The 12,402-nt window shown below is 67.8% G+C and carries 9 protein-coding genes; 5 read left to right on the forward strand and 4 right to left on the reverse strand.

From position 1 onward, the window contains the following. The first annotated feature begins 19 nt into the window (after positions 1-19). Positions 20-1,204: a dephospho-CoA kinase gene (gene coaE / locus NFL01S_RS25125; RefSeq protein ID WP_062978743.1), complete on the forward strand. Its 1,185-nt coding sequence runs from the start codon at positions 20-22 to the stop codon at positions 1,202-1,204. Positions 1,205-1,553: 349 nt separating this feature from the next. Here the strand turns inward: coaE and NFL01S_RS25130 are convergent, their stop codons facing one another. Beyond that, positions 1,554-2,078: a ribonuclease FAU-1 family protein gene (locus NFL01S_RS25130; protein ID WP_062978744.1), complete on the reverse strand. Its 525-nt coding sequence runs from the start codon at positions 2,076-2,078 to the stop codon at positions 1,554-1,556. A gap of 136 nt (positions 2,079-2,214) precedes the next feature. On the opposite strand from NFL01S_RS25130, the gene uvrB reads away from it, so the two are divergent. Beyond that, positions 2,215-4,407, forward strand: a complete 2,193-nt coding sequence (gene uvrB, locus NFL01S_RS25135) for an excinuclease ABC subunit UvrB (RefSeq protein ID WP_247606303.1) — start codon at positions 2,215-2,217, stop codon at positions 4,405-4,407. A 23-nt stretch (positions 4,408-4,430) separates the two neighbouring features. Here uvrB and NFL01S_RS25140 read toward each other — a convergent pair whose 3' ends face one another. Beyond that, complete coding sequence (locus NFL01S_RS25140; RefSeq protein ID WP_062978745.1) at positions 4,431-4,901, reverse strand: VOC family protein; 471 nt, start codon at positions 4,899-4,901, stop codon at positions 4,431-4,433. A gap of 665 nt (positions 4,902-5,566) precedes the next feature. Between NFL01S_RS25140 and NFL01S_RS25145 the strand changes: the two genes are divergently transcribed. From NFL01S_RS25145 to NFL01S_RS25155, 3 genes are all read left to right on the forward strand, one after another. Next, entirely contained in the window at positions 5,567-6,448 is an 882-nt protein-coding gene (locus NFL01S_RS25145; protein WP_245670866.1) for a helix-turn-helix domain-containing protein, read from the forward strand. 57 nt (positions 6,449-6,505) lie between these two features. Next, complete coding sequence (locus NFL01S_RS25150; RefSeq protein ID WP_062978746.1) at positions 6,506-6,913, forward strand: DoxX family protein; 408 nt, start codon at positions 6,506-6,508, stop codon at positions 6,911-6,913. A gap of 326 nt (positions 6,914-7,239) precedes the next feature. Next, positions 7,240-7,692, forward strand: a complete 453-nt coding sequence (locus NFL01S_RS25155) for a universal stress protein (protein WP_062978816.1) — start codon at positions 7,240-7,242, stop codon at positions 7,690-7,692. A 269-nt stretch (positions 7,693-7,961) separates the two neighbouring features. On the opposite strand, the gene NFL01S_RS25160 is transcribed toward NFL01S_RS25155, so the two are convergent. After that, the gene (locus tag NFL01S_RS25160) at positions 7,962-10,292 is read right to left on the reverse strand and encodes a HelD family protein (protein ID WP_371851852.1); all 2,331 of its coding nucleotides are present in this window, start codon (positions 10,290-10,292) and stop codon (positions 7,962-7,964) included. Between the two features lie 147 nt (positions 10,293-10,439). After that, entirely contained in the window at positions 10,440-11,774 is a 1,335-nt protein-coding gene (locus NFL01S_RS25165; RefSeq protein ID WP_062978747.1) for a sensor domain-containing diguanylate cyclase, read from the reverse strand. Positions 11,775-12,402 lie beyond the last annotated feature (628 nt).

Here is a 12,402-nt window from a genome sequence, read left to right on the forward strand (position 1 = left end):
CGGATGCGAAACTGAGCCAATGTTACGAATCGGCCTCACCGGAGGTATGGGCGCGGGCAAATCGACGGTGGCGCGGGCACTCGCCGACCACGGGGCGGTGATCATCGACTCCGACGTCATCGCACGGGAGGTGGTGGCACCCGGTACTCCCGGACTGGCGACCCTCGTGGAGGCGTTCGGCGCGGATATCCTCGCCGCCGACGGAAGCCTCGACCGGCCCGCCCTCGCCGCCAAGGCGTTCCGCGACGACGAATCCCGCGCGACCCTGAACTCCATCACCCATCCCTTGGTGGGGCAGCGCACCACCGAGCTGCTCGCCGCAGCAGCGCCGGACGCCATTGTGGTGCAGGATGTTCCGTTGCTGGTGGAGAACAATATGGCGCCGTTCGTGAACTTGGTACTGGTGGTGGACGCCGCCACCGAAACCCGGTTGCGGCGGCTGGTGGAATTCCGTCGTGTGGACGAGGCCGATGCGCGCGCCCGGATCGCGGCACAGGCCACCGACGAACAGCGCTACGCCGCCGCCGATGTGCTGTTGGACAACAACGGTGCCGCGGGCGCGGTGGAAGCCGAGGTCGCGCGGTTGTGGGAGCGGCGGCTGGTGCCGTTCGAAGCGAATATGCGCGCCGGTATCGCGGTGCGCCCCGAGTTCGGCATCGTGGAAGCCAGGCCCGAGTGGGCCGCGCAGGCGCAGCGGCTGATTGCCCGGCTACAGGTTGCGGCCGGAGCGGCAGCTGTCCGGGTCGACCATATCGGCGCTACCGCGGTGCCGGATCTCCCCGCGCCGGATGTGCTCGAATTGCAGATCACGGTCGCTGACGCGGCCGGTGCCGCCGGTATTCGGGACGCTCTGGCCGGGGCCGGATTCCCGGAGCTTCGGACGCCGGTCCCCGAGCCTTCTACCGATGCAGCGGACAGTTCCACCGCGGTTGGGATGCACGGTAGTGCGGATCCCGGACGTCCCGCGCTCGTGCACCTGCGCGTGGCGGGCAGTTCAGGCCAGGAGTTGGCCCTGGCGTTCCGCGACCGGCTGCGGACCGACGAGCAGATACGCGCCGAGTACACGGAGGTGATCCGTGCCGCGGCGAACAAGGCCGCGGGGCTCGATGGTGACGAGGCGTGGGCGGCCTATGCCGCGGCGCGGCAACCCTGGCTGACCGGAGTGTTCCAGCAGCCGGGCGGCCGGAACGCGGAGCAGTTGTAGCCATGAGCCGGCCGGCCGGTGCGCCGAGCGCAAATGGTTCGGCGGCGGGGCGCGCCGAGCTGCCGTGGTTCACGTCGGCACCGGCCGCCGGCCACGAACCCGCCGGTGACCGAGATCCCGGAGGGCGCCGTGGCAACCGGGGCTCGGGCCCCATCGCGGGACCGCCGGTGCGCCGGCCCGGTCGCAGCCCGGTATCACCGGAACGGAGAGGCCGGATGATCGGTTCGGCCGTTGCCGGGCGGAACCGTTCGCGTCGGCTACCTGCCGGCTCGCCTGTGCGGGTGGCTTCCGGTTCGTCGCGACGCCGGTTCGAAGGCGGACTGTGTGCGATCGAACCGCGGGCGGCGGCTCACATCCAGGTGAGCGGCATATCCAGGGAGGCGGTCCAGGCCAGGAAGTCGTGGCCGTGGGCAGCGATACCGTCGATGGCGCGGGTGGCGGTCGCGACGGCTTGTTCGGCGCCGGCCGCGTCGATCAGGCCGGCCGTGTGTGCGGCCAGGAGTTCGTCGACGTCCAGCAGTTGGGTTTCGCGGCCCGTCCGGACCACCAGGTCCAGGTAGTGGTCGACCGATCGCCAGCGTTTCGGCTCGAATTCGCCGAACTCCCCGATATCGAGGTAGTAGTCCTGGTCGCGCATATGCGCGGGATGGAAGTGGAACACCGTCGCACGGATGCCGAGCGAGGGCAGCAGCCAGGATTCGAGGTAGTGGAACTGAGGGTGGTCGGCCGTGCGGGCCATGTACAGGCCCCAGGGCTCGAGATGGTAGCGCTCGACCGCGCGGATGAACCCTTTCGGATCGGTATTGGTCAGTTCCGCGATATCGAAGTACTCCACCTTCGGCCGGTGGACGTGCACACTGGCTGCGTTGGTCACAGCTGGAGAATCTACCCAGGACGGCGGTGATGTGCGCGGTGCCGTACCCGGCAAGACCGCCGGGCGGCGGGCGGCGTGGCCGCCGCCACCGTGTGGAGACCGGAATCGTGTCGGTGGGCGGGCTTAGTCTGGGGATATGGCATTCGCAACCGAACTCCGTGCGGCCGGCGTCAGCGGAACCGAGGCCGACGGGCAAACTCCCCTGGCGAAATCGGAGTTCCGCCCGGTCGGGGAGATCGAGCGGACCGGCGGGCAATTCGAGGTCGTCAGTCCGTATCAGCCCGCCGGGGATCAGCCGGCCGCGATCGAGGAGCTGGAACGCCGGATCACGGCCGGGGAACCCGATGTGGTGCTGCTGGGCGCCACCGGTACCGGTAAATCCGCCACCACGGCCTGGCTCATCGAACGATTGCAGCGGCCCACGCTGGTGATGGCCCCGAACAAGACCCTTGCGGCGCAGCTGGCCAACGAGTTGCGCGAAATGCTCCCGCACAACGCGGTGGAGTATTTCGTCTCCTATTACGACTATTACCAGCCCGAGGCCTATATCGCGCAGACCGATACCTATATCGAGAAGGACAGCTCGATCAACGACGATGTGGAGCGGCTGCGCCATTCGGCCACCTCCGCGCTGCTGTCCCGGCGCGATGTGGTGGTGGTGGCCTCGGTGTCCTGTATCTACGGCCTGGGCACTCCGCAGTCGTATCTGGATCGTTCGGTGCTGCTGGAGGTCGGCGCGGAGGTCGACCGCGACGCCTTCCTGCGCATGCTGGTGGACGTCCAGTACACGCGCAACGATATGGCCTTCACCAGAGGATCGTTCCGGGTGCGCGGCGATACCGTCGAGATCATCCCGTCCTATGAGGAACTGGCGGTGCGGATCGAGTTCTTCGGTGACGAGATCGAGGAACTCTATTATCTGCACCCGCTCACCGGGGATGTCGTGCGCAAGGTCGATATGGTGCGGATCTTCCCGGCCACCCATTATGTGGCCGGGCCGGACCGGATGGCGCGGGCGGTCACCGATATCGAGGCCGAGCTGGAGGAACGGCTGGCCGAATTGGAGAGCAAAGGCAAACTGCTCGAAGCGCAGCGGTTGCGGATGCGCACCCAATACGACCTGGAAATGATCCGCCAGGTCGGTTTCTGCTCGGGTATCGAGAATTATTCACGGCATATCGACGGGCGGCCCGCGGGCTCGGCTCCGGCCACCCTGCTCGACTATTTCCCCGACGATTTCCTGCTGGTCATCGACGAATCGCATGTCACGGTGCCACAGATCGGCGGTATGTACGAGGGGGATATGTCGCGCAAACGCAACCTCGTCGAATACGGGTTCCGGTTGCCGTCGGCGGTGGACAATCGCCCGTTGACGTGGGAGGAGTTCGCCGAACGTATCGGTCAGGCGGTGTACCTGTCGGCCACCCCGGGCGATTACGAACTCGGCCGCGTCGGTGGTGAGGTGGTCGAACAGGTCATCCGTCCGACCGGTCTGGTCGATCCGCAGGTGGTGGTCAAACCCACCAAGGGGCAGATCGACGATCTGGTGCACGAGGTCCGGCAGCGGATCGAGCGCGACGAGCGCGTACTGGTGACCACGCTCACCAAGAAAATGGCCGAGGATCTCACCGACTACCTGCTCGGGCTGGGTTTGCGGGTGCGCTACCTGCATTCCGAGATCGACACCTTGCGCCGGGTCGAGTTGCTGCGTCAGTTGCGTCTCGGCGAATACGACGTACTGGTCGGGATCAACCTGCTGCGCGAGGGACTGGACCTGCCGGAGGTTTCGCTGGTCGCCATTCTGGATGCCGATAAGGAAGGGTTCCTGCGCAGCACCAAAAGCCTCATCCAGACCATCGGCCGTGCCGCCCGGAACGTCTCGGGCGAGGTGCACATGTACGCGGACAAGATCACCGATTCGATGCGCGACGCCATCGACGAAACCGAACGCCGCCGCGCCAAACAGCTCGCCTACAACGCGGAGATGGGCATCGATCCGCAACCGTTGCGCAAGAAGATCGCCGATATCCTCGACCAGGTCTATTCCGAGGCCGACGACGAGGTCGCGGTCGGCGGTTCCGGCCGTAATGCCAGCCGCGGCCGGCGGGCGCAGGGGGAGCCGGGCCGGGCGGTGAGCGCGGGCATCGTGGAAGGTCGCGATATCAAGTCGATGCCACGGGCCGAACTGGCCGATCTGGTGGCCGAGCTGACCGATCAGATGATGAATGCGGCCCGCGAACTGCAGTTCGAGCTCGCGGGCCGGCTCCGCGACGAAATCGCCGATCTGAAGAAGGAACTGCGCGGTATGGACGCGGCCGGACTGAAGTGACCGCGCCGGTTTCCCGCGGACGGTCAGCCCTGGGTGGCCATCCATTCCTCGACCCGGCGTTCGGCCTCTTCACGGGAGACGTTCTCCACCCGGGTCATCACCACCCAGCGGTGACCGAACGGGTCCAGCAGGGCCCCGTAGCGGTCGCCGGTGACGAAGGTGGCCGGATCCTCGGCGACCTTCGCGCCGTGCTCGCGTGCGCGGGCGATCACGGCGTCGACATCCGGGCAGTAGTGCACCAGCGAGGTGTGCACCCATTCACCGGTCGGGGCCAGCACGTTCTGGTCCGGTACCGGCATGCCCAGCTGGATCGTGGAATCGCCGATCTTCAGTTCGGCATGGGCGGGCTGCCCGTCGGGCATATCGTTGCGGGAGAGCACCTCGGCACCGAAAACGGCGCGGTAGAAGTCGATGGCGGCCTTGCCGTCCGGGACCGCGATGAACACGGTGATCGAGTGATAGCCCTCGGGAATCGGATTCACTGTTTCGCTCATGAGTTCGAGTCTGCTCGGGTGCGCGGCCGGGATCTTGTAAGAAAGCGACAGCTCGCCGGAGCCGGCGTCGTGCCGGTCCGGCGCCGACGCGGATTTGCAGGCGGCGCAATCGGTGTACGGAGTAGCCGCCGCCGCAATTCTGTGCAGGACCGGCGCAGCGGCCGGGGCACCCCGGTAACAGACGGCATGCCGTCGCGGTACCGGTGGCCCTCATCTGGTGCCCGGCCTGCGTCCCTGGTCACCGGTGCTCTGTGGGCGAGGACCGGGGCCGGGGCGCCAGAGGCGACGATCTCCGGCGTGCGGGCGTGCGGCCCAGCGGTTCCGGTCGGGAAGCCACGGCCGGCCGAAGCCGACGTCGTGACCGGGCACCGGCCGGTGCCCGGCACGGAGGTACAGCGCGCAGAGCCTTCTCGGTGCCGGCAACACCTCCGCCCACCGCTCAGAGGCGGCCGGTGCCTCTGTCAAGAGAGGTGGCATCCGGACGGAATCGCCGAATGGTCGCCGCGCGACTTCCGGCAGGCACGTCGGCCCGGCACGACCGGTCCCGGCCTGCTTCTCCTCGTAGTTCGACGACTCCGCGCGTTGGTATCCGGCTCACCGTGGCCGGGCCGGCGGGCTCGATGGTGCGTGGTGGACCACGCGCAACGGCGGGACAGGACCTTGTCGTGAGCCGCCCGGAATTCCCGGTGCGCCGCGCAGCGCCCGCGGCCGATGATCGTAAGGCGATTCTGCATCCGCATGAGCAGGAGCGCTATCGCACGCTCGAGCGGTTGCCGGCCGGTCCGGCGGTCGCCGAGTACGTCGAATGGTATTGGGCCGTGCGCTGGGATATGCGCGGGCGAGCGCCCTACTTCGCCGAGGTGCTTCCGTTTCCGTGTGTGCATCTCACCTTCGAACGCGACGGCGACCGTTTCGGGGGATTCGTCAACGGTGTGTGCACCCGGAAATATGTCCGGGAGCTCGCCGGTCGCGGGGAGACCTTCGGCGTGCGGTTCCGGCCCGGTGGGTTCGGGGCGTTCACCGGCCTCGATGTGGGCGGGCTGCGGGACCGGGCCGTGCCCGCCGCCGAGGTGCTGCCCGATATCGGAGATCTTGCCGACCGAGTGCTGGCCACCCCCGCGGATGCCGACCGGCGCCGGTCGGTGGAGGACTATCTGCGCGCCCGGACCCGGCGTGAGGATCCGAACTATCGGCTCGTGCTGCGGATCGCGGCCGCGATGGCGCAGGATCCGCAGCTGACCCGGGTCGATCAGGTGACCGAGCGGTTCGGTGTTTCGGCGCGGACCCTGCAGCGGCTGTTCCGCCGGTATATCGGTGCCGGGCCGAAATGGGTGTTGCGCCGGTACCGGCTCCAGGACGGTGCGGATCTGCTGGCCCGCGGCCATACCGGCGATCTCGCCGCGCTCGCCGCCGACCTCGGATATTTCGATCAGGCGCATTTCACACGCGAGTTCACCGCGGAGGTCGGAATGGCGCCACTGGAATATGCCAAGAATTCGTTACGCTCGCGCGATGAGGTGACTTCCAAGGTGCTGCCTGCCTCATAATCGAATTTCGGATTCGACATGTAAGCGGTACCCGTCGGTGAGAGCGAGGAGCTGCACATGGATGTCGTGGTATTGATCGGCCGGGTGATGTTCGTCATCCTGTTTCTGAGCTCGGCAATGGGGCATTTCACCCAGACGAAGGCGATGGCCGGCTATGCGCAGTCCAAGGGGGTGCCGATGCCGGAGATGGCTGTCCGGGCCTCGGGTGCACTCATGTTGCTCGGGAGTATCAGCATTCTGCTGGGCATCTGGGCCGATCTGGGGGCCTTGCTGCTGCTGGTGATGATCGTCCCCACCATGATCATGATGCACAGTTTCTGGAAGGAAACCGATCCGGAGGCAACCCAGTCGGAGACCATTCAGTTCAACAAGGACCTCGCCCTCGCGGGCGCCCTGGTGATGCTGTTCGGCTTTTTCGCGCATACCGAGGAATTGGGGCTGACCATTACCGGACCGCTGTTCTAGCAGGGGCCGTATTCGGTGATCCGGTGCCGTGGCGGCCACCTGGGTTGTGAGGAAAATCCTACGGCGCCAATGGTGTTCGCCCTTCTTGTGATGTCTCACATGTTCGACCGCGCGGCGACGGGAACATCCAGGTAGATGAGGTCGCTGCCGGTCCGGGAAGCGGAAATGTGAAACACCGATACCGCCGCGACCCAATGTGATGTAGAACGAATCAGGTTACTCGGGCCTCGGTTACGGCTATGGTCTACGCAGTCGCTGCGCCGTTGCCGACTTTCCGGCACCGTTCGGCGCAGCCGCGTTTATACCCCGCACAGTTGGAGGAGAGAATGACCGCCTACCGGACCATTGTCGTCGGTACCGACGGCTCGGACTCGTCGTATGTCGCCGTGGACAAGGCCGCCGCATTGGCGGGAGCCGCGGGTTCGACACTGATCCTGGCCTGCGCCTACTACCCGACCGACGACCGTGACGTCGCTGCCGCGAGCGATATGCTCAAGGACGAGGCGTACCAGGTCCGCGGTTCTGCGCCCACCAACGAGATCCTGCGTACCGCGCGGGATCGGGCTGTGGCAGCGGGCGCCAAGGAGATCGTCGAGAGGGCGATGGTCGGCGAACCGGTCGAATCCCTGCTGGACCTGGTCAAGGAAACGCAGGCAGATCTGCTCGTGGTCGGCAACCGAGGCCTGAACACGCTGGCCGGACGGTTGCTGGGGTCGGTGCCCTCCGACGTCGCGCGTAAATCGAAATCCGATGTCCTGATCGTGCACACGGTGCGCTGAACCGCGTATCTGTCGCCTTCGCCCCGCCCGGAACATGTTCCGGGCGGGGCGTTCGCGTACCGGGGTGCGGCCGACCGGTGCACCCGGTCGGCACACACAGGATCAGCTGGAGTTGCGCACGTGACGCCGCCGGATGCCTGATCGGTCGCCCATATCGGTACTGCGGAACTGTCCCCTTCGGCTCCGGGACCCGGTGGCGACGACCGGCTCCGATGTATCCGGCGCCGGGTATGTCGCCGGGCCGGCGGAACGCGCCCGGCGGGCCCCGGTCAGCGTGCGAGGCGGTGCAGTTCGGGCGGGAGGTCCGCGCTGTGCACCACGGTGAGCTGCTGGGTCGCGCGGGTGAGGGCGACGTACAGATCGTTACGGCCGCGCGGAGAATCGGCGATCACCGCGCTCGGTTCCACGAGATACACTGCATCGAATTCCAGGCCCTTGGCCTCGGTCACCGTGAGCACCCGTACCGACTCACCGGCCAGATGGGCGAGCTCGCCGATGTTCTCGGCCGGGGCCAGTACCGCCGCGGTTCCCGGACCCTGCTGCTCGGCGAGCAGGGCGGCCAGTGTGCCCGCGATCTCTGTAGCGGCCACCCGGTGCGCCTGCGGTAGGCGCCCCGTTTCCCGTACCGAGCGCGGCATCCGGGCGGTGGGGTCGATGGCGGCCAATACATCCGCCGCGACCGCCATGATCTCGGCGGGGGTGCGGTAGTTCACCGTCAGCTCGGTGCGTTTCCAGCGCTTGGCCACATACGGTTCCAGCATCTGCGCCCACGAATGCGCGCCCGCCGGATCACCGGTCTGCGCGATATCTCCGACCACGGTGACCCACCGGTTCGGGATCCGGCGCATCACCATGCGCCAGGCCATCTCCGACAGTTCCTGCGCCTCGTCCACGATCACATGCCCGTAGGTCCAGCTGCGGTCGCCGGCGGCGCGTTCGGCGGTGGTCTGCCGGTTGCGCACCTGCTGGCGTTCGGCGAGCTGGCTCGCATCGATCAGGTCGTAGGCCATCAGTATTTCGGGGTCCAGTTCGTCCTCGAGATCCTGCGGGGCCGAACCGGTCAGGATGTCCAGGGCGTCTTGTGCCTCGGCGAGCTGGGCGCGCCAGCGCCGCCGGGCGCGTTCGCGTTCCTCTGCATCGTCGGTGCCCAGGAGTTCGGCCAGCTCGTCGAGCAGGGGTGCGTCGGCGGCGCTGAACTCGCCGGTGCCGGTGCGCAGGAGTTCGGCGCGGTCTTCCGGAGCGAGGATTTTGCCGGCGGCCCGGTCGAGCCGCTCGGGATCGGCGAGCAGATCGCTGAGGACCTGCTGCGGGGTGAGCAGCGGCCACAGTTCGGCCAGCACCCGGGTGACCGTGGTATCGGCGCGTAGTTCGTCGCTGATCTCGCTCAGATCTGCGGCGCTGAGCAGGCTACGGCCACCACCCAGTGGGTCGGCGCCCATGGTCTGCGCCAGTTGGTCGGTGAGCGCTTCGATCACCATCGATACGAAGATCGGGCGGGCCAGATTGTGCGGGCGGCGCGAGGAGCGGGCCCGGCCCCGGGCGCGGGTCACGATCTTGCGGTCCAGTGTCACCGGGTAGCCGTCGAAGGTCAGGGTGATGGGTTCGCGCGGCACCTCCTGCCGGTCGCGGACGGCGTTCTTCAGGATATCGAGAACGTGTAGCGATCCCTTGAGTTCACCGGCCCGCAGCGAATCCTCCAGGGTCGCTTTCACCCCCGGATACAGGTCTCCGATGGTGGACAGCAGCACTCCCGTTTCACCGAGCGACGGCAGGACCTGGCCGATGTAGTCGAGGAAGGTGGCGTTGGGTCCGATGATCAGCACACCGCTCTTCGCCAGCTGCTGGCGGTAGGTGTAGAGCAGATAGGCGGCCCGGTGCAGCGCGACCGCGGTCTTACCGGTACCCGGCCCGCCCTGAACCACCAGAACGCTCTTGTGCTCGGCGCGAATGATCGCGTCCTGTTCGGTCTGGATGGTTTCCACGATGTCGGACATATGTCCGGTGCGTGCCGCGTTCAGGGCCGCGAGCAGCGCGCTCTCGCTGCCGACCCCGCCGTCGGAGGCGGCGACGCCGGCGTTTCGGGCGGCGTCGAGATCGAGATATTCGTCGTTGACCGCCGTCACCCGGCGGTTGCGGGAGCGGATATGGCGCCGGCGGGCCACGCCGTCGGGAGCGGCGGTGGTGGCCAGGTAGAACGGCCGGGCCAGCGGAGCGCGCCAGTCCAGGAGCAGGGTTTCGTAATCGTTGTCCTCATCGAGGATGCCGAGGCGGCCGATATAGCGCTGTTCGGGACCTTCCTCGCCGTCGGTGATATCGATCCGGCCGAAGCACAGTCCGTGCTCGGCGGCATCGTATTTGGCCAGGTCCTCGGTGTAGAGCTGGCTGAACGATTCGCGTTCGGTGCGTGCCTGGGGGGTGCCGCCGGTTTCCAGCAGTACCGTGCGCAACCGCTGGTCGGCGTAGGCGCGCATCCCGTCCAGCCGGTCGTACAGCACCGACAGGTACGCCTGCTCCTGATCGATATCTCGGGTCGCCGCGTCCGGCGCTACCTCGGCGGAGTCCAGGGCGCCTGCGCGTTCCTGGGTGCGGTTGTCGGGCAAGTTCTGGCTCCTTCTCACCCACTGCGGGACAAGGTCGGCGGACACGAAATCACGGTGTGCACGCGTTGCGCTGGGGTGTGCACAGAGTTGTCGAGTCTACTGCGGACTCCGGGGACATGCCGTTCCCCCAGGTCGGTGACCTATTTCTCAGGAGACGTTGCTGTTGTCGCCGCGGAGCCCGCGACCGCCGGTGGCGTCGCGGTGGCCCGCCGGTTTGGCCTCGTACATTGCGATATCGGCGTCGTGCAGGACCGCTTCCGGCGTGCGGGTATCGCCCGGTTCGAGCGTGGTGACCCCGATGGAGGCGTTGACCGCGATCCGGTGCCCGCGCGCGACGATCGGCTCCGCCATGGCCGCGCGCAATCGCTGCACCAGCGGTTCGAGTTCTTCGTCGTCCGGGCGCCCGGCCAGCAGGACGAGGAATTCGTCGCCTCCGAGCCGGCCCACCAGATCCTCGGCGCGCAATGCGCGCAGCAACCGGTGGGCCACGATCCGCAGCACCGTATCGCCGATGGCGTGACCCATGGTGTCGTTGATCGATTTGAAGCGGTCCAGGTCGATGAACATCACGGTGGACACCCGGCGGTGCGCCCCGCTGGCGGCCAGCGCCCCCGACAGCTGCGACAGGATCAGCGAACGGTTGGCCAGGCCGGTGAGCGGGTCGTGGGTGGCCTGGTATTCGAGCTGGCGGCGCCCCGCCAGATATTCGGTGATGTCGGTGAACGAGCACACCGCCGCCGCGCCGGGTTCGTCCGGGGTCAGCAGGCGGCTCGAAACGCTGAGCCAGCGGCGGCGGCCGTCCGGCCGGCCGATCGCGAAGACGAAGGCGGTGACCGTCTCGCCGGTCGCGAGGGTCCGCGCGACCGGATGCCGGGAAGGGGGCAACGGGGCACCGTTGGCGTCCAGCCATTCCACCGGCAGCTGGGCGATCCGGGAGCCGACCACCGGCATGTTCTCGTCGATGCCGAGGATGCGCCGGGCCGCCGGATTCGCGGAGCCGATGATGCCGTCCCGGTAGATGACCGCCACGCCCTCCTCGAGCTGCGCCACCACCGTGGTGAAGTGCTGTTCGGCGCGGCGCTGGGCGCGTTCGGCGCGGCGCTGGGCGGACAGGTCGTGCAGGACCACCTGGTAGGCCAGTCGGTCGTGCCAGGCGGTGAGCACGGAAACCGTTTCCACCGGGACCTCGCGGCCGTCCAGCGCCAGCAGCGTCATCTCGGTGGGGTCGGTGGCGACACCGGCCGCGGTCAGGCCGGCGAGCCGCTCGAACATCGTGTCTCGGGAATCGGGGTGGATGAAACGGGCGACACGCTGACCCAGGACTCCGGCGAGGTTCTTCGCGCCCAGAAGCCGCAGGCACGCCGGGTTGGCGTAGACCACGATGCCGCGTTCGTGGACGAAAATTCCGTCCGGGGAGTGTTCGACCAGGGAACGATACCGATGCGCGAGTTGCTCGGCGGCGGAGGCCCTGCGATCTCCCATACCAACCCCCATCGTCGGTTGACCCGGACATTCAAACACGGCACAACTGGCGGCATCCACACACAGCGAACTCGTCTTGTGGACAAGATGCCCCCGGCGACCACGTCACAACGTGTCCCCGCGGTGCACCGGGGGCCGGGGCCCCGGGGGGAAATGCTGTGCAAGACACCGGACTTCACCATCGATCTTATGTCGATCGCCGGGATCGGTGCGGGCGGCGGCTACGGCCGGTGCCGCGGGACTCGCCGGGAGTCCCGGGTACGGCGGCCGGTACGGGCCCGGCCGGGTGATCGGGGACACGCCCCGGTGACCGGCCCGGTTGACCTACCCTGGACTAGAGCCGTCCGGCCCGCTCCTCGCCCTGCCGGTGCGCGCGGACACTGTGCCGGTATACGCCGTGCAGCCGGCGGATCGCACCGTATCAGCCGGGTACCGGCCGTTCGGCGAAACTTGTCGGTGGCCCGGCCTAGCATCAGCGCGGGGCCGATCCGCGGCCCGAGCACAAAGCGACGACCGGGTAGAACGGGCCGTCCCCCGCACCGCCGCCCCCACCGGGCCGGTGGGGGCTCCAGCGGAACGACATCATGGCGCGCCTGGCGGCGCGACGACGAACAGATACGAGAAGGGA

The organism is Nocardia flavorosea NBRC 108225 (assembly GCF_001613385.1).
Lineage (GTDB): Bacteria > Actinomycetota > Actinomycetes > Mycobacteriales > Mycobacteriaceae > Nocardia > Nocardia flavorosea.

Bases quoted from the DNA above. Each gene is read 5' to 3' on its own strand.
- NFL01S_RS25150 (WP_062978746.1), top strand. From the start codon at position 6,506: ATGGATGTCGTGGTATTGATCGGCCGGGTGATGTTCGTCATCCTGTTT.
- NFL01S_RS25140 (WP_062978745.1), bottom strand. From the start codon at position 4,901: ATGAGCGAAACAGTGAATCCGATTCCCGAGGGCTATCACTCGATCACC.
- NFL01S_RS25155 (WP_062978816.1), top strand. From the start codon at position 7,240: ATGACCGCCTACCGGACCATTGTCGTCGGTACCGACGGCTCGGACTCG.
- NFL01S_RS25165 (WP_062978747.1), bottom strand. From the start codon at position 11,774: ATGGGAGATCGCAGGGCCTCCGCCGCCGAGCAACTCGCGCATCGGTAT.
- coaE (WP_062978743.1), top strand. From the start codon at position 20: ATGTTACGAATCGGCCTCACCGGAGGTATGGGCGCGGGCAAATCGACG.
- uvrB (WP_247606303.1), top strand. From the start codon at position 2,215: ATGGCATTCGCAACCGAACTCCGTGCGGCCGGCGTCAGCGGAACCGAG.